Origin of the sequence: Halopseudomonas xinjiangensis (assembly GCF_900104945.1) — a bacterium.
GTDB classification, from domain to species: domain Bacteria; phylum Pseudomonadota; class Gammaproteobacteria; order Pseudomonadales; family Pseudomonadaceae; genus Halopseudomonas; species Halopseudomonas xinjiangensis.
Window position 1 is genome coordinate 1,706,785 of the sequence record NZ_LT629736.1, and the last position, 23,840, is coordinate 1,730,624.

24 protein-coding genes are annotated in these 23,840 nt (G+C 60.6%); 10 read left to right on the forward strand and 14 right to left on the reverse strand.

Features of this window, described 5'->3' with window-relative positions; all coding sequences use genetic code 11:
- The first annotated feature begins 43 nt into the window (after positions 1-43).
- Positions 44-676: a hypothetical protein gene (locus tag BLT85_RS07800; RefSeq protein WP_093392860.1), complete on the forward strand. Its 633-nt coding sequence runs from the start codon at positions 44-46 to the stop codon at positions 674-676.
- Positions 677-707: 31 nt separating this feature from the next.
- Positions 708-986 (forward strand): DUF4404 family protein, encoded by a 279-nt coding sequence (locus BLT85_RS07805; protein WP_093392862.1) that lies wholly within the window; start codon positions 708-710, stop codon positions 984-986.
- A gap of 2 nt (positions 987-988) precedes the next feature.
- Here the strand turns inward: BLT85_RS07805 and queF are convergent, their stop codons facing one another.
- The 3 genes from queF to BLT85_RS07820 all read right to left on the reverse strand — a co-directional run bounded on the left by queF (position 989) and on the right by BLT85_RS07820 (position 3,612).
- A complete protein-coding gene (gene queF, locus BLT85_RS07810; protein WP_093392864.1) occupies positions 989-1,828 on the reverse strand; it encodes an NADPH-dependent 7-cyano-7-deazaguanine reductase QueF in 840 nt (279 codons plus the stop codon).
- 75 nt (positions 1,829-1,903) lie between these two features.
- The gene (locus BLT85_RS07815) at positions 1,904-2,680 is read right to left on the reverse strand and encodes an ABC transporter permease (protein WP_093392866.1); all 777 of its coding nucleotides are present in this window, start codon (positions 2,678-2,680) and stop codon (positions 1,904-1,906) included.
- Positions 2,677-3,612, reverse strand: coding sequence for an ABC transporter ATP-binding protein (locus BLT85_RS07820; protein ID WP_093392868.1), 936 nt, complete (start codon positions 3,610-3,612; stop codon positions 2,677-2,679). Before BLT85_RS07820 ends, BLT85_RS07815 begins: the two co-directional genes overlap by 4 nt.
- A 202-nt stretch (positions 3,613-3,814) precedes the next feature.
- Between BLT85_RS07820 and BLT85_RS07825 the strand changes: the two genes are divergently transcribed.
- Complete coding sequence (locus BLT85_RS07825; RefSeq protein WP_093392870.1) at positions 3,815-5,131, forward strand: spinster family MFS transporter; 1,317 nt, start codon at positions 3,815-3,817, stop codon at positions 5,129-5,131.
- A gap of 140 nt (positions 5,132-5,271) precedes the next feature.
- Positions 5,272-7,713, forward strand: a complete 2,442-nt coding sequence (locus BLT85_RS07830) for an acyl-CoA dehydrogenase (RefSeq protein WP_093392872.1) — start codon at positions 5,272-5,274, stop codon at positions 7,711-7,713.
- 34 nt (positions 7,714-7,747) lie between these two features.
- Here BLT85_RS07830 and BLT85_RS07835 read toward each other — a convergent pair whose 3' ends face one another.
- On the reverse strand, positions 7,748-9,067 hold the full coding sequence (locus BLT85_RS07835; RefSeq protein ID WP_093392875.1) for a Na+/H+ antiporter family protein: 1,320 nt from the start codon (positions 9,065-9,067) through the stop codon (positions 7,748-7,750).
- 181 nt (positions 9,068-9,248) lie between these two features.
- Between BLT85_RS07835 and BLT85_RS07840 the strand changes: the two genes are divergently transcribed.
- Positions 9,249-9,845, forward strand: a complete 597-nt coding sequence (locus BLT85_RS07840) for an NADPH-dependent FMN reductase (RefSeq protein ID WP_093392877.1) — start codon at positions 9,249-9,251, stop codon at positions 9,843-9,845.
- Positions 9,846-10,083: 238 nt separating this feature from the next.
- On the forward strand, positions 10,084-11,316 hold the full coding sequence (locus BLT85_RS07845; RefSeq protein WP_231701567.1) for an OprD family porin: 1,233 nt from the start codon (positions 10,084-10,086) through the stop codon (positions 11,314-11,316).
- Between the two features lie 61 nt (positions 11,317-11,377).
- On the opposite strand, the gene BLT85_RS07850 is transcribed toward BLT85_RS07845, so the two are convergent.
- Positions 11,378-12,586, reverse strand: coding sequence for an ammonium transporter (locus tag BLT85_RS07850; protein WP_093392879.1), 1,209 nt, complete (start codon positions 12,584-12,586; stop codon positions 11,378-11,380).
- 393 nt (positions 12,587-12,979) lie between these two features.
- On the opposite strand from BLT85_RS07850, the gene BLT85_RS07855 reads away from it, so the two are divergent.
- A complete protein-coding gene (locus BLT85_RS07855; protein ID WP_231701568.1) occupies positions 12,980-14,143 on the forward strand; it encodes an EAL domain-containing protein in 1,164 nt (387 codons plus the stop codon).
- Here BLT85_RS07855 and BLT85_RS07860 read toward each other — a convergent pair.
- From BLT85_RS07860 to BLT85_RS07875, 4 genes are read right to left on the reverse strand one after another with little or no spacing between them, the layout of a single operon-like run.
- Positions 14,140-15,456, reverse strand: a complete 1,317-nt coding sequence (locus BLT85_RS07860) for a sensor histidine kinase (protein ID WP_093392883.1) — start codon at positions 15,454-15,456, stop codon at positions 14,140-14,142. The genes BLT85_RS07855 and BLT85_RS07860 overlap by 4 nt on opposite strands.
- Complete coding sequence (locus BLT85_RS07865) at positions 15,453-16,121, reverse strand: response regulator transcription factor (protein WP_093392885.1); 669 nt, start codon at positions 16,119-16,121, stop codon at positions 15,453-15,455. The genes BLT85_RS07860 and BLT85_RS07865 overlap by 4 nt, the downstream gene beginning before the upstream one ends.
- Positions 16,121-16,441, reverse strand: coding sequence for a PepSY domain-containing protein (locus tag BLT85_RS07870; RefSeq protein WP_093392887.1), 321 nt, complete (start codon positions 16,439-16,441; stop codon positions 16,121-16,123). Before BLT85_RS07870 ends, BLT85_RS07865 begins: the two co-directional genes overlap by 1 nt.
- Positions 16,434-16,742 carry a PepSY domain-containing protein gene (locus tag BLT85_RS07875; RefSeq protein ID WP_093392889.1) on the reverse strand — a complete coding sequence of 103 codons (309 nt, stop codon included), beginning with the start codon at positions 16,740-16,742 and terminating at the stop codon, positions 16,434-16,436. Before BLT85_RS07875 ends, BLT85_RS07870 begins: the two co-directional genes overlap by 8 nt.
- Before the next feature lie 99 nt (positions 16,743-16,841).
- Between BLT85_RS07875 and BLT85_RS07880 the strand changes: the two genes are divergently transcribed.
- From BLT85_RS07880 to BLT85_RS07890, 3 genes are read left to right on the forward strand one after another with little or no spacing between them, the layout of a single operon-like run.
- Complete coding sequence (locus tag BLT85_RS07880) at positions 16,842-17,921, forward strand: hypothetical protein (protein ID WP_093392891.1); 1,080 nt, start codon at positions 16,842-16,844, stop codon at positions 17,919-17,921.
- Positions 17,922-17,926: 5 nt separating this feature from the next.
- Positions 17,927-18,670 carry a CPBP family intramembrane glutamic endopeptidase gene (locus BLT85_RS07885; RefSeq protein ID WP_093392893.1) on the forward strand — a complete coding sequence of 248 codons (744 nt, stop codon included), beginning with the start codon at positions 17,927-17,929 and terminating at the stop codon, positions 18,668-18,670.
- Positions 18,667-19,338, forward strand: coding sequence for a class I SAM-dependent methyltransferase (locus BLT85_RS07890; protein WP_093392895.1), 672 nt, complete (start codon positions 18,667-18,669; stop codon positions 19,336-19,338). Before BLT85_RS07885 ends, BLT85_RS07890 begins: the two co-directional genes overlap by 4 nt.
- Here the strand turns inward: BLT85_RS07890 and BLT85_RS07895 are convergent.
- Genes BLT85_RS07895 through phnC form a run of 5 tightly spaced genes read right to left on the reverse strand, consistent with a single transcriptional unit; the run spans position 19,297 to position 23,732 of the window.
- A complete protein-coding gene (locus tag BLT85_RS07895; protein WP_093392897.1) occupies positions 19,297-20,178 on the reverse strand; it encodes a LysR family transcriptional regulator in 882 nt (293 codons plus the stop codon). The two genes, BLT85_RS07890 and BLT85_RS07895, sit on opposite strands and share 42 nt — an antisense overlap.
- Positions 20,172-21,182, reverse strand: coding sequence for a phosphonate dehydrogenase (locus BLT85_RS07900; RefSeq protein ID WP_093392899.1), 1,011 nt, complete (start codon positions 21,180-21,182; stop codon positions 20,172-20,174). Before BLT85_RS07900 ends, BLT85_RS07895 begins: the two co-directional genes overlap by 7 nt.
- A 12-nt stretch (positions 21,183-21,194) precedes the next feature.
- Positions 21,195-22,022, reverse strand: coding sequence for a phosphonate ABC transporter, permease protein PhnE (phnE, locus tag BLT85_RS07905; protein WP_093392901.1), 828 nt, complete (start codon positions 22,020-22,022; stop codon positions 21,195-21,197).
- Positions 22,023-22,032: 10 nt separating this feature from the next.
- Entirely contained in the window at positions 22,033-22,896 is an 864-nt protein-coding gene (gene phnD / locus BLT85_RS07910; RefSeq protein WP_093392903.1) for a phosphate/phosphite/phosphonate ABC transporter substrate-binding protein, read from the reverse strand.
- Positions 22,893-23,732, reverse strand: coding sequence for a phosphonate ABC transporter ATP-binding protein (gene phnC, locus BLT85_RS07915; protein ID WP_093392905.1), 840 nt, complete (start codon positions 23,730-23,732; stop codon positions 22,893-22,895). The genes phnD and phnC overlap by 4 nt, the downstream gene beginning before the upstream one ends.
- Between the last annotated feature and the right edge of the window lie 108 nt (positions 23,733-23,840).

The window sequence follows — 23,840 nt, forward strand, 5'->3', positions numbered from 1 at the left end:
CAGCTGACGCATACTGGAGCAAAACCGGCAGAAGGAGCCTGCAATGCCAGTCACATCCATTCAGGCTGTGGTATTCGATCTGGTCGGTACCCTGCTCAGCCCCGTGGTAACAGACTCCCCGCCGCGGGTGCGCCTTCTTGCAAAGACTCAGGCGACCCTCGATCACTTGCTCAGCATCGACGTGCCTGTCGCCATCATCGACAGCAGCGAGGATCGCTGCGCTTCTAACGCGGCACTCAAGCACGGTCTCGACAGCTGGCGTCCGTTGTTGCTGGCTCCGCCTGCACGGGTGGAACGCCCCCTACCCTGCCCCGATATGCCGGTCAACGCCGCGTTACGCATCGGCGCGACGCAATTTCGCCGCTGTCTATTCGTCACGGCATCCCTGGATGGCGTCGCGGCCGGTCTCAATGCGGGGTTCTGGACTGTGGGCATCGCGCTGGGCGGACTCCTGCCGGGTATAGACCTGACCGGGTGGGAGAAGCGGTCCTCTGCTGAACAGGATCGGCTGCGTATGGACGCGACGGTACGGCTCATGAATGCCGGTGCGCATTACGTGATCGACGGCATCTCCGAGCTGGCCGGCTGCCTTGACGACATCGAAGGCCGTCACGGCCGCCGGGACACACCTCAGCCACTGCTGCGAGAGGACGCGAGGCAACTGGAACGGCTATAGTGAGAGGAGATTTTTACCAAAGGAGCCGTTCATGCCCGCGAATCGTCTGAAAGTGCAGCTCGAACATCTGCAGGAAACCCTCAACGACGGCGAAGCCCCCCTGACCCCTGAAGAGCGCGAGTCGCTTCAGGAACTGGCGACCAACCTCGAGGCCCGGGTCATCGCCATGGAAGCGCAGGAAGAGGCCGAGTCAGACCCGACCCTGGTGGATGGCGTCAATCTCATGGTCGAGCGCTTCGAAGTGAGCCATCCGCGCGTGGCCGGTACTCTGCGCAGCGTCATGCAGACACTGGTCGACATTGGCGTTTAGCCTTACTGCCTCGCCAGCCTGAAGTTTTCCGGCATGCCTGGCTCGGTGGAGCGGTATGGATTGATATCCAATCCGCCCCGCCGCACGTAGCGGGCATACACCGTCAGTTCGGCACTGTCGCCCAGCAACGCACGCATATCACAGAAAATTCGTTCCACGCACTGCTCGTGGAAATCCGAATGCTGCCGGAAGGACACCAGATACCGCAGCAGGCTGGCACGGTCGATACGCGGCCCGGCATAACGGATGGACACCGAAGCCCAGTCCGGCTGGCCTGTAACGGGGCAGTTGGATTTGAGCAGATGGCTGTACAGGCTCTCTCTGGTAGCCTCGCTGTTGCTGTCAAGCTGCAGTAGGCCGGCGTCGTATTCGTAGCAATCCACTCGCACGTCCAGGTCATCCAGGCAGAAACCCGGCATCTGACTCATTCCGCCCTGGTAGAGCTGCCCCATGTTCAGCAGGCGCACCATGACTGGCCCCTGTGCGGCAACCGAGAGATCCGACTCCAGCGTACGCAGCACTTCGCGGCGATCACTGAAGACGGTCTGATTGAACGAGTTCAGGTATAGCTTGAAGGACTTGGATTCGACGATGCGCGCGCCTCGCAGTGGAAACACGAACTCTGCCGCGGCGATCTCCGGTTTGCCGGAGGGATTCAGCCAGGACAGCTCATAGCAATTCCAGATATCCGCACCGTGAAACGGCAGATTTTCCGCATCCAGGCCGAGTTCCTGCCACTTGGGCTCACGCGCGATAGGAAACAGCAACGACGGCGTATACACGCTTACATAGGCGCTGGACTTTCCCAGAGGTGACTGTTCAGCCGGGTGCTGTTGCGACATGAAGGGATCTCCGTTCGATCAGAGCGGCAGGATACCGTTAGCATCTCGTGCAGGCCAGCCCCTGTCGGCGCTGGCCTATTGACGCATACCGGTTCCGCGCACCAGCAAGCGATAGCTGTAGCCATACAGCAGCGCAGTGAACACCGCCATCAATATCAGGGCCGTGGCGATGGGGATGTCGGATACGCCGAGGATGCCGTAGCGAAAGGCATTGACCATGTGCAGGATCGGATTGATCAGCGACACGTTCTGCCAGAACTCCGGCAGCATGTTGATCGAATAGAACACCCCGCCCAGATAGGTCAGTGGCGTCAGCACGAAGGTCGGAACGATGGAGATGTCATCGAAAGTCCGCGCATACACCGCATTGATGAACCCGCCGAGCGCGAACACCAGCGAGGTGAAGAACACCACCACGATGGTCAGCCCGATGTGCTGCACGCCCAGCCGGGTGAAGAACAGTGACATGATGGTCACGATCAACCCTACCGCCAATCCACGCGCAACGCCGCCGAAGGTGTACCCCAGCAGAATCACATGCGGTGATACAGGTGCGACCATCAGCTCTTCGATCGACCGCTGGAACTTGGTACTGAAAAAGCTCGAGACCACATTCGAATAGCTATTGGTAATCACCGACATCATGATCAGGCCCGGCACGATGTAATCGATGTACTCGTAGCCGTCCATGGTCCCGATCCGACTGCCGATGAGATTGCCGAAAATAACGAAGTACAGGGCCATGGTGATGCCCGGCGGCAGCAGGGTCTGCGGCCAGATACGGGTGAACCGGCGGATTTCCTTGTTGAGGATGGTGGTGAAGGCAACCCAGCTGTTGCGCCAATACGTCATGCTTGAGCTCCTTTTTCCGCATTTTCGTCAACCAGCGAGAGGAAAAGCTCTTCCAGCCGGTTGCTCTTGTTTCTCAGACTGAGTACTTCGATACCCTGGCGTCCAAGCTCGATGAACAATCTGTTGAGCCCCTGCTCCTTGTCCACCTGCACCTCGAGCGTGTGCTCGTCGGCCAGCACGCACGGATAACCGTCCAGGGCAGGAGCAGCGCTCAGGCCATCACGGGTGTCGAGCAGGAATGTTTCGACGTGCAGCTCTTTGAGCAACTTGCGCATGCTGGTGTTATGAATGATGCGGCCCTGATCGATGATTGCGATATGCCGGCACAGCTGCTCCGCCTCTTCGAGGTAGTGCGTCGTCAGGACGATGGTGACGCCCTGCGCGTTGATCTCCTGCAGAAACTGCCACATCGAACGACGGATTTCGATATCGACACCGGCAGTGGGCTCATCGAGAATCAGCAGCTTCGGCTCGTGAATCAGTGCCCGGGCGATCATCAGACGCCGTTTCATGCCGCCTGAAAGCATGCGCGAAGCTACGTCACGCTTGTCCCACAGACCCAGTCGCTTCAGGTAATGCTCGGCACGCTCGCGTGCCTGGCGTAGCGGAATGCCGTAGTAACCCGCCTGGTTGACCAGAATGTCGAACGTCTTTTCGAACTGACTGAAATTGAATTCCTGCGGCACCACGCCGATGCAGCGCTTGGCTGCCATCAGGTCAGTATCGATGTCGTGGCCGAACACCCGTACCTTGCCGGCGGTCTTGTTCACCAGCGAAGAGAGAATGCCGATGGTCGTGGACTTGCCTGCGCCATTCGGGCCGAGCAGAGCGAAAAAGTCGCCTTCCTTCACTTCCAGATCGATTCCGCGCAGGGCGGTGAACCCGTTACCGTAGGTTTTGGTCAGCCCTTTGATACTGATCGCTGCTGTCATGCGTCACTCACTAGCCCAATGGGGACCCAAATCAATGGGGTCGGCTCGCGTTTTTTCAACCCTGTAGCCGGCGACGGCGTCCCGTCATCCGGCGCGCTGCACTTACAAAAGTGCTACAAATGTGACCTGCCGGTCCGTTGTTCAGCGCGATCCGACATCCTATCCTCGGGTTCACAAAAACAACACGACACCGGAGAAAGTCATGGCCCAAACGCCAGATTCACCCCCCGGCGCGTTCGATGACGATGTCGCTCGTCGCATAACGCCCGCTTACCGCCGCTACGCTCTTATCGTTCTGGTTGCCGCGTATACGTCGAGTCACGTAGACCGCAACATCGTCGGCATTTTGATCGAACCGCTTAAAGCGGATCTGGGTCTGTCCGACACCCAGCTGGGCTTTTTGTCTGGCATCGCCTTCGCTCTTTTCTACGCAACGCTTGGCATTCCGATCGCCATCTGGGCTGACCGATCCAACCGCCGCAACATCATCGCCTGGTCCGTAGCGATCTGGAGCGCCATGACAGCCGTCTGCGGTCTGGCTCAAAATTTCTGGCAGCTCGCCCTGGCCCGGATCGGTGTCGGTATTGGTGAGGCTGGCTCTAGTCCACCGTCGCACTCCATGCTCTCGGATCTATATCCGAAGGAGCAGCGTTCCAGCGCCATGTCCATCTACGCGCTCGGCGTTTACTTCGGCATCATGATCGGCTTTCTGGTTGGCGGCTTCGTTGCCGATCAGTGGGGCTGGCGAGCGGCTTTCTTCGTCGTAGGTCTGCCGGGATTACTCATAGCCCTGCTGGTGCGTTTCACCATGATCGAACCGCCTCGCGGCTTCGCCGACGGCGTACCGCCTCCGCCGCGTGGCAAGGTCGATATCAAGAAGGGCTTCGCCGTCTTGTGGCGCGTGCGTACTTCGCGGCACGTAGTGGTCGGCGTCACCCTGACTGCGCTGGTCGGCTACGGCACAATCGTCTGGAACCCGGCATTTCTAATCCGGAACCATGGCCTCACGGCTACTCAGGTCGGCCTGTTCCTGGGTCCGGTGATGGGTATTATCGGCGGTCTTGGCGCCTTCGTAGGCGGCATGCTGGCTGACAAACTGGCAGCCCGTGACATGGCCTGGAACGCCTGGATCGTTGGCCTGGCGAAGTTTATTGCCGTGCCCTTCGTCATCGCTTTCTACATGATTGACAATACCTTCTGGGCGCTCGTGGCCTATTGTCCGGCAGTGTTCCTCGGCGCGTTCTATCTTGGGCCGAGCTTCGCCATGATCCAGAGCCTGACGCCGCTGCGCAATCGCGCCTTGGCCTCGGCAATCATGTTGCTGGTGCTGAACCTGTTTGGTCTGGGTTTCGGTCCGCAGCTGATCGGCATCGTCAGCGACCTGATGCGTGACTTCGCCGGGATCGAAAGTCTGAGGTATGCACTCATTGGCGCAGCCTTCGCCAATCTCTGGGCATGCTGGCATTACTTCCTGGCCGGAAAGACGATTCGTTACGATCTCGACCATATCGAGCACTAATCTTTTTGCGAAACAGCCGGGCGCCCCTTGGCGCCCGGCTGTTTCGTTCCCTTATCACCCCTTCCTCACGGCCTCCTTCGATGCCTACGACCAAAGCGACTATGCTGGGGTCAGCACAGACATGACGAAAGGAGCGCGCAATGTTCACCCTGCTTTGGCTGATTGGTCTATTTTTCTGCATCACCGGTCTGGCCTACGCCCGCAGCGGCTTGCTCAATGCCTGCCTGGTTGTGGGTCTGTATCTGCTCGCGATGTCCCTGTTCAGTCCGGCGCACTGGTCGCTCATGCTTGTTCTCTGGGCGGTGTTCCTTGGGCTGGCGATCCCGCTGAATCTCTCCGGCTGGCGTCGTGACAAGGTCAGCGCACCGCTGTTCGGCTGGTTCCAGAAAGTATTGCCGCCTTTATCAGACACGGAAAAGGAAGCCATCGAGGCCGGTACAGTCTGGTGGGACGGTGAACTGTTCAGCGGTCGGCCGGACTGGAATCAGTTGCATGATTACCCCATGCCTCAACTCACCGAGGAGGAGCAGGCCTTCATAGACGGCCCGGTCGAAGAGCTATGCCGCATGACCAGCGAGTGGGAGCTCACCACCACCTTGCAGGATCTGCCGCCGGACGTGTGGGAGTTTGTCCGTAACAATGGCTTTTTCGGGCTGATCATCCCAACCGAGTTCGGCGGCAAGGGGTTCTCCGCGTTCGCTCATTCGCAAATCGTCATGAAACTCGCCAGCCGTAGCGGCGATCTTGGCTCGACGGTAATGGTGCCCAACTCGCTGGGGCCGGCGGAACTCCTGCTGCAATACGGTACCGAGGAGCAGAAAAAGCACTACCTGCCCCGGCTGGCTGCCGGCGAAGAGGTTCCCTGCTTCGCGCTTACCTCGCCCGAGGCCGGCTCCGATGCGGGTGCAATGCCCGATCGCGGGATCGTATGCCACGGCCAATGGCAGGGCGAAGAGGTGCTTGGCCTTCGGGTTAGCTGGGAAAAGCGCTACATCACCCTGGGCCCGGTGGCGACGCTGCTGGGTCTGGCCTTCAAGGTATTCGATCCCGACCGTCTGCTGGGCGATGACGAGGAGCTGGGCATTTCATTGGCGCTGATTCCCACCGAGACACCCGGCGTCGAAATCGGGCGGCGGCATTTCCCGCTCAACGCCGCTTTCATGAACGGTCCCAACTCCGGCAAGGATGTGTTCATTCCAATGGACTACCTGATCGGTGGGCAGCCGATGATCGGCCAGGGCTGGGTGATGCTGATGAATTGCCTCTCGGTCGGCCGGTCCATCTCCCTGCCCGCCGGCAGTACCGGTGGAGCAAAAATGGCGAGCATGACGACCGGTGCGTACGCGCGTATCCGCCAGCAGTTCGGCCTGCCCATCGGCGAGTTCGAAGGGGTACAGGAAGCTTTGGCGCGCATCGGCGGCAACACCTACATCATGGACGCGGCACGCACCATGACCGCCGGTGCCGTGGATCTCGGTGAAAAGCCTTCCGTGCTGTCAGCGGTGGTGAAATACCATCTGACCGAGCGTATGCGGCAGTGCATCAACGACGCGATGGACATTCACGGCGGCAAGGGCATTTGCATGGGCCCGAAGAATTACCTGGGCCGCTCGTATCAGTCGGTACCGATCTCGATCACCGTGGAAGGCGCCAACATCCTCACTCGCAACATGATGATCTTTGGTCAGGGGGCGATTCGCTGCCACCCGTACGTGCTGAAGGAAATGCTCGCCACGCAGGACGAGGATCGCGACCGCGGGCTGCGCCACTTCGACAAGTTGTTATTCGATCACGTCGGCTTTGCCACCAGCAACGCCGCAGCCAGCCTGTTGCTCGGATTGACCGGAGGGGCGCTGGTCAGCGTACCGGAGTATGCCGAAACGCGGCGCTTCTATAGGCAGTTATCCAGACTATCGGCCTGCTTCGCCACGCTGGCCGATACCACCATGCTGGTGCTCGGCGGAGAGCTGAAACGCCGCGAACGATTGTCCGCGCGCCTGGGCGACATGCTCAGCAACCTGTACCTGGCGAGCGCTGCGCTAAAACGGTTCGAAGACCAGGGGCGGCCGGACGAAGATCTTCCGTTTCTGGAGTGGAGCGTACAGGACGCCCTCACCCGGACCGAACAGGCGATGGACGAAACACTCAAGAACTTCCCGGTACGCTGGGCGGCGGTGCTGCTGCGCATACTGGTCATGCCGCTGGGGCGTCGCAACGCGCCACCTTCCGACCGGATCGGCGCCGAGGTTGCGCGCCGCATGATGACCCCAGGCGCTGCGCGAGACCGGTTGATCGCCGGCTGTTTCCGTAGCAACGACCCTGACGACGTCACCGGACTGCTTAATCATGCGCTGGAAAAGGTCATCCAGGCCGAGGCGATCGAGAAGCGCATGGCCCGCTCTGTGCGCGAAGGCAATCTGGCCTACGACGACGATGCGGACATGCTCGCGGTAGCGATCGCCGCCGATATCATCACCGCAGAGGACGCCGAAATCATTCGCCAGGCCCACACCGCACGGCGCGCAGTAATAGAGGTAGACGACTTTTCCAAGGAGGAAATGACGCCGTCGACCGAGAAGTAATTACATATCTGGCGTGCCAGACGGCACGCCAGATTCAGAGCACCATCACCGCGAGCCAGCCGAAGACCAGCAATGGCAGGTTGTAGTGCAGGAAGGTCGGCACGACCGTGTCCCAGATGTGGTTGTGCTGCCCGTCTGCGTTCAAGCCTGCAGTTGGACCGAGCGTCGAATCGGATGCAGGCGAGCCGGCGTCACCGAGCGCCGCCGCAGTACCAACCAGTGCAACGATTGCCAGCGGGCTGAAACCCAGCTGCATGGCGAGCGGCACGTAGATCGCGGCAATAATCGGGATGGTCGAAAACGACGAGCCGATACCCATGGTGATGAGCAGGCCGACTAGCAACATCAGCAACGCAGCCAGAGCCTTGTTGCCGCCGATCAGCTCGGCCGAGCCGTCTACCAGCGTCTGTATGGAACCCGTGGCGCGCATCACCTCGGCGAATCCGGCTGCGGTGATCATGATGAAACCGATCATCGCCATCATTTTCATCCCTTCGGTGAACACGTCGTCCGCTTCGCGCCAGCGCACCACACCGGACACCGAGAAGATGACGAAACCAGCCAGCGCGCCGATGATCATCGAATCCAGCCATAACTGCATGACGAACGCCACCACAATGGCGATCAGCGCCACCAGAAGCGCCAGTGGCCGGCCGACCCGGTGGATATGCTCAACCTGCCCCACATTTGCCGTGTCGTAGCTGCGGGGCCGGCGATAGCTGAAGAAAATCGCCACCAGTAGCCCTAATAGCATGCCCAGCGCGGGTAGCCCCATGGCTGTCATCACGTTCACCCCGGACACGTCCCCGCCGCTCTCGGTCACGTTCGCCAGCAGGATGTCATTCAGAAAAATGCCGCCGAAACCCACCGGCAGAAACATGTAGGGTGTGATCAGCCCGAAAGTGAGCACACAGGCGACGAGGCGGCGATCGAGATTGAGCCGGCCCATGACGTACAACAGCGGAGGAACCAGCAACGGGATGAACGCGATGTGAATGGGCAGGATGTTCTGCGACGAAATCGCGACAGCGAGCAAGACCAAAATCATAAAGGCCTTGAGCATCCCCTGGCCTTCCTGCGCTCGACTGTTGACCAGGCCCAGAGCCTTGTCCGCCAGTACATGAGCCAACCCGGACTTCGCGATGGCGACAGCGAAGGCACCTAGCAGAGCGTAGCTGAGCGCGACATTGGCGCCCTTGCCCAGGCCGCCCTGAAAGGCTTCTAGCGTGGCTTCCAGTCCCAGCCCGCCAAGCAGACCTCCGGTGACTGCGCCAATGATCAGCGCGACCACAACGTGTACGCGGCATAAACTGAGAACAAGCATCACCGCAACGGCGGCTACCACGGCATTCATCGATCCATCCTCGGGTTGGGCCAGTCGGCCGAAGGCCGCGTACTCTGCAGCAACCGGCACCCGCTGTCAAAAATGCCGCGACTGGTCGGCGCAGACGTTTCGATGAATCCGATCGGGAATTTCCGCTGGTTTCCTGCCAACCTGACTCGTAGCATTCCTCGAAACCGTAAGGAGGAACGCCATGCTCAACATCGCCATCGTCGCCGGCAGTAACCGCAGCAACAGCCAGACTGCCAAGGTCGCGCGGTTCATTCGCCAAACCCTTCTCCAGCGGTTCGACCTTCCGGGCGAGAATGTCTCGGTAATCGATCTCGGGAGCTACCCGCTGCCGCTCTGGCCTGCGGACGACGTCGGTCCCTGGGGCATGTTCGAGAAGCAGCTGATCAAGGCCGACGCCATTATCATCCTGTCACCGGAATACAACGGCATGGCCAGCCCCGCGATCAAGAACTTCTTCCTGTTTGCCAGCAAGGCCCAACTCGCCCACAAGCCAGCCATGCTTACCGGCGTCTCGGCTGGCATCGGCGGAGCCAATCCGATAAGCGAACTGCGTACTTCGAGCTACAAGAACTGCCGCCTGTGCTATATCCCCGAGCATCTGATCGTGCGTGGAGTGGAACAGGTGATGAACATGCCGGAGCCGGTTTCAGAAGATGACCGCCGGATCCGCGCCCGTCTCGAATACACCCTGGATGTGCTACTGCGCTATGCCGAGGCGCTGAAGCCGGTGCGTGAGCAGATCGATATGACCAATCCCGCGTTCACCAACGGCATGTGAGATGCGACTAATGTCTAGTGGCTCGGGTCGCGTCGCGCCCGGGTTGCCCTCGAACCGGCGCGACAGCTCAAGATCAGCGCTTTCCCCGCTCTGGACGGCGCACCGGGAATGACCGCAAAGTGACTGGACGATGACAGTTCGACCAATGTATTAGGGTCGGCGTCTCCCGCCCATGCTTTATTGGACTCCGCGATCCGGCTCGGCTCCGGCCCGCACATGATCACACAGGAGAACAATAATGAAGCATGTGAAACCCCACGCCCTGGCCGCCGCTGTGGCCCTGAGCCTTGCCATCCCCAGCACACCAGTCATCGCCATGAGTCTCACCGATGACGCCACGGCCACCTTGCAACTGCGCAACCTCTACTTCAACCGTGATTTCCGAGGACCCGGAGCGCAATCAAAGGCCGAGGAGTGGGCACAGGGATTCATCTTCCGCGGCAAGACCGGCTACACGCATGGAGATCAGGGCCTGGGTATCGACGTACATGCCGCTCTCGGGGTCAAGCTGGATTCCTCCGATGATCGAGCCGGCACGTTGCTGTTGCCCAACAGCTTCGGCGACGAAGGTCCGGATCATTACAGCCACATACTCTTCACCGGTAAGGCCCGAGTCTCCAACAGCGAACTCAAGGTCGGCGGCATCATCCCGACCATTCCCGTCGCTCAGGCTAGCGATATCCGCCTGCTGCCTCAGACGTACACCGGTGCTGCACTCGGCGTCGGCGAAGTGCCAGGGCTGGACATTCAGGCCGGCCAGCTGCGTCAGGTGAACTACCTGAACAGCAGCGACCTGCAGGATATCGGCGCCACGGTCGGCGGAATGTCGGACCGCTTCAACTACCTCGGCGGCACCTACAAGGTGGATGCGATCAGTTCGACCCTCGGCCTGTGGCGCGCCGAATTGGACAACGTCTACGCGCAAAATCTGCTGAACCTGATTCTCACCAAACCGGTTGGCAGCGTCACGCTCGGCGCCAACCTCGCCTACTTCGATACCAGCGATCACGGCAACCAGACGCTCGCCATCGACCATAAAATGAAATCGTTGATGCTGTCTGCCGGCGCCGGGTCACATACTTTCCGTCTCGGCTATCAGCACAGCGATGGCGACACGTCGTTCCCCTATCTGAGCCAGAACAATCCGTACCTGGCCAACTATGTACAAATCCTCGATTTTGCCAGAGCGGATGAGCGTTCCTGGCAGGCCCGCTACGACGTCGATTTCGCCGGCCTTGGTTTGCCGGGCCTGAAAGGTCTGGTGCGTTACGTGAAAGGTACCGATATCGACCTGGCAGCCACGGACGATGGCAGCGAATGGGAGCGTGACATCGATTTCACCTACACCATCCAGTCGGGCCCCTTGAAGAATGTCGCGCTGCAGTGGCGCAACGCGATGGTGCGCTCTGATGCCATCCGCGATATCAACGAAAACCGGTTGATCCTCAACTACACCATTACGCTTCGCTGACCTTCGCGCCACTCGCGCGCAAAAAAGCCCGGGCATGCCCGGGCTTTTTTGTTCTTGTTGCTCAGTCGTCCGATACGGCCGGAATGCGGTGGATCGACAGATCAGCCCCGCGAAACTCCTGCTCCTCGGTCAGACGAATGCCCGCAATTGCGCGGATCAGTCCATAAACGACCAGTCCGCCGATAAAGGCAACGGCGATACCGAGCAACGTACCGATGAGCTGAGAAACAATGTTCACCCCACCCAGGCCGCCGAACATCTCGGCGCCAAAGACGCCTGCAGCGATTCCACCCCAGGCGCCGCAGAGTCCGTGCAGCGGCCAAACACCCAGCACGTCGTCGATCTTCCAGCGATTCTGCGTCAGGATGAACGTCCAGACGAACAGCGCACCCGCCACGACACCGGTGAACAGGGCTCCGAGCGGATGCATGACATCCGAGCCAGCGCACACCGCCACCAGTCCGGCCAGCGGGCCGTTGTGCAGAAAGCCGGGATCGCAGCGACCCAGAACCAGCGCCGCAATGATTCCGCCGACCATGGCCATCAGCGAATTCACGGCTACCAGGCCGCTGATGCCGTCGATGGTCTGCGCGGACATCACATTGAAACCGAACCAGCCGATAGTAAGTATCCAGGCGCCCAGGGCGAGAAACGGAATGTTGGACGGCGGAAAGGCAACAACATGACCTTCGCGATACCGGCCGCGACGTGCGCCGAGCAACAAGACTGCACCAAGCGCCAGCCATCCGCCCATCGCGTGCACCACTACCGAGCCGGCGAAGTCATGGAAGCCCGCGCCGAAGCGGTCTTGCAGCCAGTCCTGCAGACCGTAGTTGCCATTCCAGACGATGCCTTCGAAAAACGGATATATCAGACCGACGATGAACAACGAGGCGCAAAGCTGGGGTGCGAACCTGGCTCGCTCGGCGATGCCGCCGGAGATGATGGCCGGGATCGCCGCTGCGAAGGTCATCAGGAAGAAGAACTTGACCAGGGCATAGCCGTTGTTTTCCGACAACTCTGCCGCCCCGGTAAAAAAATGCGCGCCGTAAGCAATCCAGTAACCAATAAAGAAGTACGCCAGACACGATACAGCGAAGTCGCTGATGATTTTCGACAGTGCATTGACCTGGTTCTTCTGGCGTACCGTGCCGACTTCAAGGAAGGCAAACCCGGCGTGCATCGCCAGCACCATGATTGCGCCCATGAGAATGAACAAGGTGTTTGCACCGTGAATGAGCGTATCCACCGCGCTTTGCAAATTTTCCATCTCCGACCACCCCATTACGTGCACCACATCGGGGCCGTCGTTCTATCGGCGCACCATCTGCGGGCAATATTCGAAAAGAAGCCGGCACCGAGGTTTGCCACGAGCGCCGGCCATTAACGTTTTTGCTTATATATTTCAGACACTTGCGCGCCCACTCGGCGAGCCGATACGTCGCGCCTGCACCAGCGCAGCGCGACTACACGCAAGCCGTCACCAATACAGTGCAATCAGCGTACCAATCGAAACGAAACGGTGCCCCATGCTGGTTCATGGTTCAGGATGTGCCCATCCACACAGCGCCCGACCGACAGGACGACGCACCGGAGCGCACTCGCGATCGCTTGGCTACAATCTTGCATCTGCGTGTCGGCAATTGCTCAAAAGGAGAAACTTGTGATCGACGGCCATGCGCTGCCCTATTTTCAGCCATTGATCGATACAGCTACCGGCCGGATTGCCGGGTACGAGGCACTCGCCCGCTTGCGCGACGATAACGGCGACGTGCGCAGTGCCGGTCCCCTGTTCACGGATCCGCAGGTGGATCCTGACGACCTGCTGGAGCTTGATCGCACTATCCGCCGTATGGCACTGGAGAGCTTTCGGGACAACCCGGCAGGCTTTCTCAGCCTGAACATCTCACCGCTTTGGGTCAGCCGTCTGGAGCCAGGCACGCCGCTTCCGAGTCTCGCGCTGATGGCGGAAATAGGTTTGCCACCGGAACAGGTGGTATTCGAGATTACCGAACTGCAGGGCGACATCCATCAATTGAAAGATGTCGTGCAGCGGTATCGTCAGGCCGGCATTCGCATTGCCATTGACGATTTCGGCGCAGGCTATTCGATGCTCGATAGGGTGCTTGCGCTCGAGCCGGATATTCTCAAACTGGATATCCAGCTATTCCGCAAGGCGGCCAGCGGAACAGGCAATAGCGGGGACTTCGTCCGAGCCTTGGCGTTGATGGCTGAAAAGAGCGGTTGCTGGATCATCGCCGAGGGAGTGGAAACCGAAGCTGAACTGCATTTCGCGTTGGAGTGCGGTGCCCGCTACGTACAGGGATACCTGTTCGCCAGGCCCGAGGAGAACTTTCTTCCGGACGACGCCGTGCAAGCGAAGTTCTCGACCATGCGTGATCATTACGTCAGTGAGAAACTCGCTGAACGCGCCAAGCTTGCGACCCTGCGCCGCTCGCTGGCGCAGCTTTTCGCCGAGCTGCGGGAGTGGCTGGCTACCGGAGCGCAGCCGACCAGACTGCCCTCCCCCAAGCGCTACCCTTGGCTCATTCGCTGTTTTCTCTGCGACGCTCATGGCACGCAGATATCGCCCAACTACGAATGGATTGACCGGCACTGGCGAGCCGATCCGAGATACCTGGACCACAACTGGTCCTGGCGCCCTTACTTCTATCAGATCCTGGCTGAAGCTGGCGAAGACAGCCGAGTCATACTGTCCAATCGTTACCGCGACGCTACCACCAACCAGTACTGCATGACGTCAGGGTTGTTCATTGATGACAGCCGCCATTTGTTGCTGGTGGATATCGATATCGCCCATATCTAGTCCGACGGGTGACAGGGGAGCCGAACGATCACTAGCAGCCCGCCGGTTTCAGCCTGCTCCAGGCTCAGGCTGCCGTGGTATGCCTCGACCAGGTCCTTGACGATGGCCAGCCCGAGTCCCTGCCCTTCGACGCTTTCGTCGAGTCGGCTGCCCCGCCCCAGTGCCGCGCTACGTTCATCAGAGCTCAGGCCTGGTCCGTCGTCTTCGACACTCAACTCGAACACCTGCGCTCCAGCGCGCCAGCGCAACGTGGCCGCCCCGCCTGCCCACTTACAGGCATTGTCGAGCAGGTTGCCGAGCAGCTCGAGCATGTCATCGCGATCGAACGGCCATGGCTGGTCACTGTCCCCCGCCAGCGAAATCGCGACTCGATCGTCGTGCGCCATGGAAAGCGAGGCAATCAGCCAAGGCAGGTCACGGGCGGGGTCGAGCCAGTCCCCAGCCTTGCGCTCCGGTGCCAGGTGCGCCCGCTGCAGCGCCCGTTGCAACTGGCCACGCATGGCCGTGACCTGTTCGCGCATCAGTTCGATAGCCATGGGGTTCTGGCCTTCGGCCTGCCGCGCGAGCGTTGACTCGATCACCGCGAGCGGTGTTTTCAGGCCATGTCCCAGGTCGCTCACCGCGCTCCGTGAACGCTTGAGCAGCACCTCGATCTGATGCCCCAAATGATTGATCTCCGAAACCAGCGCACGCAGTTCGATCGGTACGTTCTCGTCGAGGGCGACACGCTGACCGCTACGCCATTCAGCAAGCTGTTGCCGTGCGCTGCGCAAAGGACTCAGCGCACGCTGCAGCAGGCCCTGCTGGAGCGCCACGCTCAGCGTAATGGCCAGCATGCCCAAGCCCCAGACCCACCACCGTGCCCGGGCCAGCGACTGCAGCATCGGCCGGTAGTCCAGGGCCACCGTTACCGTAAGCGGCTCACCGTGCGCTACGTAGCGTCCAGAGAGACTCAACAACTGCTGATTCTGTGGGCCATCGACCAGCTCAGGGCGCAAACCCTCGCCATCCAGCGGCAGCCGCTGGTCCCAGAGAGACCTCGAGCGCCAGCGCTCGGATGCATCAATTACGAAATAGCGGCCGGAAAACGGCCGGCGGTAGTCCGGATCGATACGCAGCTGGTCCAGATACAAGCCGTCAGGTCCCATTTCCAGTGCCGCGAGCAGACTGTCGATTTCCCGCTGTAAAACGTCTTCGAGGTAACCGCGTAGTGCCCGGTCGAACAGCCATGCGCTGCCTTGCCCGACCGAGATGACGGTAATCAGCAGGATCGCGACCAATCCTGTACCCAGCTGTCGCCCGATGCTGTTCACCTGGACGAACCTGCCAACACGTAACCCTGACCCCGACGCGTCTCGATGCAATCGCGCCCCAACTTGCGACGTAGGTGGTTTACCAGCACCTCGATCACATTGGAGTCGCGCTCATTGTCGTAGTCGTAGAGATGGTCAGCGAGCCGCGTCTTGGAGAGTATCTGCCCGGCATTGAGCATGAAATAGCGCAGCAGACGAAACTCCGAAGCGGATAGCGTAATGGTCGCGTCGCCGCGCCTGACCTGCTGAGTCTGCTCATCGAGCTCGAGCCCGGCAGCCATCAAACGTGGGCTGGGCAGCGTGCCGTGGGCGCGCCGCACGAGGTTCTGCATGCGCAACAGCAGCTCTTCGTTATGAAAGGGCTTGGGCAAATAATCATCGGCCCCCGCACGCAGACCCTCTACCCTCTCGCTCCAACTGCCTCGCGCCGTCAGCACGAGTACCGGCAGGGCGAGCCCTGCTGCGCGCCAGGCACGCAACACATCGAGCCCGCTACGGCCCGGCAAGCCGAGATCGAGGATACATAGATCGTAAGGCTCGATCCCGCCGAGCATCTGCACATCGCGGCCATCGGCGCGCCAGTCCACGACGTACCCGGCTTCGCGCAGTACCGAGCTAAGCGCATCGGCCATTGCGACGTTATCCTCAGCCAGTAACAGACGCATCAGTCGTCCTCGTCCTCGTCCACGTCCAGAAGCCGGCCCGTCCGGCCGTCGAACTCCAGCTCGGTCACACGGCCATCCTTTGTCACGATTTCGATCTCGTACCGATAGTCACCATCCTCGTGCTCCAGTTCGGCTTCGAGCAGCCGGCCCGGATAGCGGGCCAGAGCCGCATCGACGATCGATTGCAAAGGCCGCAACTCGCCCTGTTCGGCGAGTCGCAGCGCTTCATCATGACTCACGTCGCGCCCGGCGTGCACCGCCCAGGGCAGCGACACCAGCGCTGCCAGGGCGAACACAACTGGACTGATGCGTTCAGTCATCCTGCCGATTCTGGAGGATCTCGCCATTGCTTGCGTCGAGTTCGAGGTCCCAATCCGCTCCCTGCGCATAGCGCACCTCCACTTTGTAGACATAGCGGCCATGCTCCTGCTCTAGCTCGGAGTCGGTAATTTCGCCAGCGCGCGCCTTGAGCGCCTTTTCGTTAAGACTGTCAAAGGACTGGATCTTCCCTTCCTGCATCAATCGATTCGCCTCATCGAGGCGAACATCGTCGTCAGCCTGAACGGTGGTGGCGGATACGGCAAGCAGGAGGGGGAACAGCAACGGCAATAATTTTTTCATGGTATAACTCTCCGGTTTTTTGGACACGTTCGAAGCCTATACCGCGAAGCTGAAGCCAAGCTTAAAAGCGGCCGCTCGACACGATCGAGGAGCACCCTGATGACCGCCATCCATGTCCCCTACCCAGCGCTCACGCTACGCGCAGGCCGGCAGGCTCTGGAGCACATCCTCGACAAAGGGCTGAGCCCGGCGGACGTTCACTTGATCCCCGGCGCTGCTGGCGGGCCCAAGGCGCTTGGGATTCAGGGTCTCGATCTGGCGTTGTTCGGAGAGTGGCTGCCTCGGGTACCGCAGCCGCGCAGCCTGATTGGCGCATCGATTGGCAGCTGGCGCTTCGCAGCCGCCTGCCTACCGGACCCGGTCGAGGGCATCAGGCAACTCGGCGAACTCTACACCACTCAGCGTTTTCCCAAGGGCATCAGCGTTGCCGAGATCAGCCGTCGCTGCGCCGACATGCTCGACCAGCTGCTCGACGGCCGCTTCGTCGAGTTACTGAACAATCCGCTCTATCATCTGAACGTGGTCGTCGTGGGCTGCCTGGGCCTGCTTCAGCATGACACGCGTTCTCGTCTCGGCCTGGGCCTGGGCGGCGTCATCGGCGCCAATCTGCTCGGTCGGCGTTATCTGAAGCGCTATTTCGAGCGGATCATCCTGCATGACCCGCGCGATCTGCCCCCCCTGGCTGAACTCAAGGATTTTCCCAGCCGTCACGTCGCCTTGCGCGCGGATAATCTGCGCCCGGCTCTACTGGCGTCCGGCTCGATTCCCATGGTGATGGAAGCCGTACGCGACATTCCCGGTTGCGAGCCAGGGGTATACCGCGACGGCGGGCTGCTCGACTACCATCTCGACCTGCCCTACCAGGCACCCGGTGTGGTGTTGTATCCGCATTTCGTCGATCGTGTCGTTCCGGGCTGGTTCGACAAGACCCTGCCCTGGCGACGCGGGAACCGCGAGCAATTGAAAGATGTACTGCTACTGGCTCCGTCGAAGGACTATCTGAGCGCGCTGCCGTACGGCAAGCTGCCGGACCGAAAGGACTTCACCCGTTTCGTAGGCGACGACGCCACCCGGGAGAACTACTGGCGCAAGGCGATGGACGCCAGCCGCAGGCTCGGTGACGAGTTCCTCGAGCTGACCGAGAGTGGCCGGATTGCCGACCGCCTCCGTCCTCTCTGACGCGCATGCGCCGTTTCGTTGCACTACCGGACCCCAGCCGATCAGCCTTCGATGACGCGCTGATTCTGCTGCGTCTGGCCATCGGTTATGCCGCGCTGGGTATGCTCGCCCATCAGATCGCCGGCTGGCTGATGCGCCACGTCGGTCACCACTTCCACATCGATACACAATTCCTCTTGCTCGATGCGCTATTCGCCGGCGTGATTCTGCTCGGGAGCCTGGCGTTGGCACGGCTGTATCAGCCTAGCGCAACGCTAAGATGGATGTTCGGTACGGGCTGGCGATTGCGGGGCGCACTGATCGCCATAGCCGGCGCGATCGCCATGGTCTGGCTGGCCGATCCACTGGCCGACTGGCTCGATATTCGCCTGCCGCAGCGCGGCATCATGCCCGAGAGCGAAGCGGCTCCGCAGGCGATAACCCCTTTGCTGGATCTCGCTGGCGGACGTTTCGTCACGGCACTGTTGATCGCCGTAATCTGGGTGCCCATGGCGGAGGAATGGGTGTTTCGCGGCTGGCTGTTCCGGGCATTACAGCGTACACGCCCCGGCCTGTTGGTTGCGCTGCCCGCGACCACGCTGATTTTCTCGCTGCTACACAGCTTCTACAGTCCAGGCGGCGTACTCGTCATCGGTCTGCTCGGCCTGTTCCTCGGCTGGCTGCGCTGGCGCTACGATCAGCTCTGGTTCTGCGTGCTGGCCCACGCCACCTACAACTGGATCACCCTGCTGCGCGTAGCCGGGCAATGAATCAAACGGCTCCCGCTTCGCCTTGCCCGCTATGCGGCGCTCACTCAGCCGAGTACTTCCGCGACCGTCGCAGCTACCTTCAATGCCAAACCTGCGCATTGGTGCACGTGCCGCCACCCTGGCATCTCGATCCAGGGCAGGAGCATGCCGAGTATGAGCTGCATCAGAACGACCCAGAGGACCCAGGATACCGCCAGTTCCTTTCACGGCTAGCCACTCCGCTTCTGGACCGCCTGCCGCCACACAGCCATGGGCTGGACTTTGGCTGCGGCCCAGGCCCTGCCCTCGCCGCAATGCTGGAAGAGCGCGGCCACTCGGTAGCGCTCTACGACCTCTTCTATCATCCCGACGCGAGTACCCTCGAAAGTCGCTACGATTTCATCACGGCAACCGAGGTGATCGAGCATCTCGCCCACCCGCGGAAGGAATTGGAGAGATTGTGGCGACTGGTAAAGCCCGGCGGCTGGCTCGGCATCATGACCAAACGCGTCCGTGACCGTGACGCCTTTGCGCACTGGCATTACAAGAACGACCCGACACACATCGCGTTTTTCAGCGAAGCTACCTTCAAATGGTTGGCTGAGGCATTGGACGCCGAGCTGACCATTCTTCAGCCTGACGTGGTGCTACTGCGAAAGCCGGCCAGCGCCGATCGTCGATTCCATTAGATGGTGCACGAACTTCGGCATCGCGGGACGGCGAAAGCCACGGTCTCTCCAGGCGACCATCAGTTGCTTGCCCAAGCCCTGCAACGGCACTGCACACAACGAGCCATCCTGCACCTCTCTGGCCACGGCAGACGCAAGCACGATGGAGATACCCAGCCCGGCCTTGACGGCCTCCTTCACCGCCTCGGTGTTTCCCAAATGCATCGAGACGCGTGGCACACCGTGTTTCCCGAAGTAGGCAGTAAGCAAACGCCCCGTACCACTACCAGGCTCGCCACCGAGCATGTCGAACCCGCTGATATGTTCCAGGGAAATGGCGCCAGCGTGTGCAAGTTCGTGTTCCGCCGGAACAATCAGCACCAAAGGCTCATACCGCCAAGGGCGACTGATAAAACCGGGGACCGGCTCCCACCATTCGGTCACGGCAATATCTATCTCCCCGGTTAACAGCTTGCTGACGGTGTCGGGATTGGACGCGACATTCAGCTCCAACTGCCCTACCCGGCCGTCATCGAGAAAGGTCCGGATCAGCGGCGGCAACAGGTAGGTGCCGACGTTGGAGCTCGCGCCGACGCGCTCCACCTCCGCGCGCAACGCCTGCAAGGCTCGTTCGTTCAACATGACCAACTGCTCCGCATAGGGCAGCAGTAGCTCGGCCCGCGCGGTTGGCCGACAGCCTGCCCGGCCGCGCTCCACCAGCTGCGCGCCGACCTGCTCTTCAAGCTTCTTCAAGTGCAACGAAACCGTCGGTTGCGCAATGCCGAGCCGTTTGGCGGCCCTCTGAAAACTGCCTTCACGTAGCAGCGTCACCAGCGTTTTGAGCCAGGTAGGATTCAGCATGTAATACGGCTTGCAGAACCAGGCGAATTGGCAGGGTCCAGCGGCACGCGGCCCTGCAGCACAGCGAGGATGTTCTGTGCCGCGCGCATCTCGATCGCTTCGCGAACCTCGCTGACGGCGGAGCCGATATGAGCGCTGAACAAGGTAGCCGGATGCGCCAGCAACGAAGGCGATATCTGACGCGGCCGATCGGTTCGTGCCCAGTCTTCCATCTCGAATACGTCCGCTGCGTACCCGCCTAGCGATCCGCTTTCCAGCGCTGCGAGCACCGCGTCTTCGTCGACGATCGATCCACGGCACGGATTGATCAACAGAGCTCCGGGTTTGACCCCTTTCAGGCTGCCGTCGTTGATGACGTGCAGTGTTTCCGAACTCAAAGCCAGCGCCAGAATGACAATGTCGGAGCGCGCAAGCAGTTGCTCGATCGACACGCGCGATACATCCAGGCGACTCTCGCGCTCGCGATCCAGCCCCTGGTGATCGGCGTAATGCAGCTGCGCGCCCCAACCCCCGAGCCGCTCGGCGACCGCTTTGCCAATGGCTCCCATACCCAGGATACCTACGATCGAACCGGCGATACCCTTGCCGTAGAACTGCGGCTGCCAGCCCCTGAAACTGCCCGAACGCACGTGGGCGTCGGCTGCCCGTACATGCCGTGCCAGGCCGATGGTCAGACCGATCGCCAGTTCCGCAGTGGGAATGGTCAGCAAATCCGGAACGAAGCTCAGCCACACTCCTGCTTCATCGAAAGCCCGTAGGTCAAAGTTGTCGTAGCCTTTCAGTGCAGCGCCTACGACTTTCAGCCGAGGTGCGGCTTGCAAGAACTGGGCATCGACGAAATCCGGCATGAACGCCATCAGCGCGTCTGCATCGCGGCAGCGTGCGATCACCTCAGCACGATCGAGCGTGTCTGGCGACTGGTTGGCCACGACCCGGCAGTGTTGGGACAGCATCGCGAGGACCGAGTCATGGACGCGATGAGTCAGTACAACGGTCGGTTTCATGTGTGCTCCTGTTTACTTAAAGCGCTTGCGCAGGTGGCCACTGATACCGTCGACGATGGTGACCATCAGCAGGATGACCAGTAGGATCGCGCTGACCTCCTGGTACTGCATGATCCGCAGCGATCCCATCAGCTCGAAGCCGATACCACCCGCGCCGACCATCCCCATGACGGTTGACGCGCGGAAGTTGTATTCCCAGCGATAGATAGCGACGTCGGCGAACTGCGGTGTGACCTGCGGCAGCACTGCGTGCCATAGAACCTGCAGTGGCGTTGCCCCGGCCGCTCGGGCAGCTTCAACCGGAGCTTCATCGACATGCTCGATGGCTTCAGCGAAGAATTTGCCGACCATACCGATCGAATGCAGCCCTAGCGCCAGCACACCCGGCAACGCGCCAAAACCCACCGCGGCGACGAAGATGATGCCCATGATCAGTTCCGGTACCGAGCGCAGCGCATTGAGCAAGGTCCGCGTGACGTGAAACACTACCGGGTGTGGCGACGTGTTGCGTGCAGCCAGAAAAGCCAGCCCAAGCGAAAAGATCACTGCGATCGCCGTGCCGGCGATGCTCATGGCCAGCGTATCCAGCAACGGTCCCCACCAGCTCAGCGCATTGCTGAAATCCGGTGGGAAGGACTCCGCCATCAGCGTACCGATCGACGGCAGACCATCGAGCAATACGCTGCCGTCCAGCAGTCCAACGTACCAGGCGGCGATCAGGACGATCAGCACCAGCCCGGCGACCTGCAGCGCGCCCTGGGTCCAACCACTGGCGTAACGCTTCAATACGTCCTCGCGACTGGCTGCGCTGATGGCAGCAGGATGAGTATCGGTGTTCATGAGCTACTCCTCACATCGTTGCGAAATCCAGCCCCAGCAGCGAACCCATCTCGCGGATCACGTCGTAGTCGCTGTCCGAAATCGGTGCAAAGCTCTCGGCCTTGAAGTTCTTGAGGACCTCCGGGTCGTTGATATTCAAAAAGCTGTCGCGAATGCGCTGCTTGAGATCGGCGTCCAGATTAGAGCGCATCGCCCAGGGGTATTGGGGGTACTCCTCGCTATAGCCAAGCACTTTTACTTTCTTCGGGTCGACCAAGCCGCGCTCGGTCACGTGGCCGAAAATGACTTCCGAAAGCCCGCCAGCATCGGCGTTGCCATTGGCGACGTTGACCGCGACCGAATCATGCGAGCCGACGAAATGCTGCTCGTAATCGTCGCCCGCCTTCAGCCCTGCCGTCTCGAGCAACACAGTCTTGGGAATCAGGTGGCTGGAGGTGGACGCACGGTCGCCGTAGGCGACCTTGCGGCCTTGGATATCGGCGTATTCGGAGATGCCGGACTCGGCGTTGGCGATGATCACCGAACGATAGGTTGGCTTGCCGTCTACCACCATGGCCGCAAACGGCTCGATATCGCTTTTGCTCTTGGCCATGACGTAGGACAGCGGACCGAAATAAGCCAGATCAATCCGTCCGAAGCGCATCGCCTCGATCATTGATGAATAATCGGTTGTCACGATCAGTTCGACGTTCTTGTCCAGCGACTTCTCCAGATAGTCCTTCAAAGGCTGGTTACGCTTGATCAGTTCTGAAGCGTTCTCATCGGGCAAAAGAGCGACTTTCAATGTGTCCGGATCGCTCTCAGCGGCCTGTGCCAGCGACGGCAAGCCAATCGCGATCAATAAGGTAGTCACCAACGAGGCAAGCAGTTTCATCGGGCAGTCTCCAGGGTTAGGCCCGGCGCACGTTGAGACGCATCGGCCGGTGCAGCATGGGATTGGGAGTGTTGCGAGGGTGCGGCGTAGTCAGGGTAAATGCGCGCCAGTTGCGATCGGTCGAGCGCCGCTGGGGCAGCGTCAAACACAACATGCGCATCGGCGAGGCCGATGATTCGATCAGCGAAGCGTTGCGCATAGTCAAGCTGGTGCAGGGACACGATGGCGGTGATGCCGTCTTCCCGACAAACGCGCTGCAGCAGCGCCAGGACCCGTTCGGAGGTAGAAGGATCTAGGCTGGCTACGGGTTCGTCTGCAAGAATGATCCGGGGCTTCTGGGCAAGCGCCCTGGCGATACCGACTCGCTGTTGCTGGCCCCCGGATAGCTGGTCGACGCGGCTTAGAGCCTTGTCTGCCAGGCCTACCCGTTCGAGGCAATGCAGCGCCAGCTCCTGATCTTCACGTGGGAGTGGAACCAGCGACCGCAAGGTTGAGTGATAGGCTAGGCGACCGGTCAGAACGTTGGCTAGCGCCGTCTTTCTATGCAGCAGCTGATGGTGCTGAAACACCATCGCGGTGGCACGTCGGTGACGACGGATCAAAGCCGCAGAACTCAGCCGGCCAATCCCCTGCGCCTCGACATGCCCTGCAGTCGGTTTGACGAGCCCATTAAGCGACCGAAGCAGAGTCGATTTTCCCGCACCCGATAATCCGAGCAGCACGGTGAACTGACCCTTGCGAAACGCCACCGAGGTGTCGGCCAGTGCTCGAACATTTCCGGGATAGGTAACATTCAGCCCGTCGACGGAAAGAATGATGTCGGCATTTGGTGTCATTGGATCACCTTCTGCAATATAAGCGGCCGCTTTATTACGGTTCGCTATGCAAAAGGTAGGCGCTGTTCGTTAAGCTCCGATGGCGGGGCGATGACAATCTCGTGATGT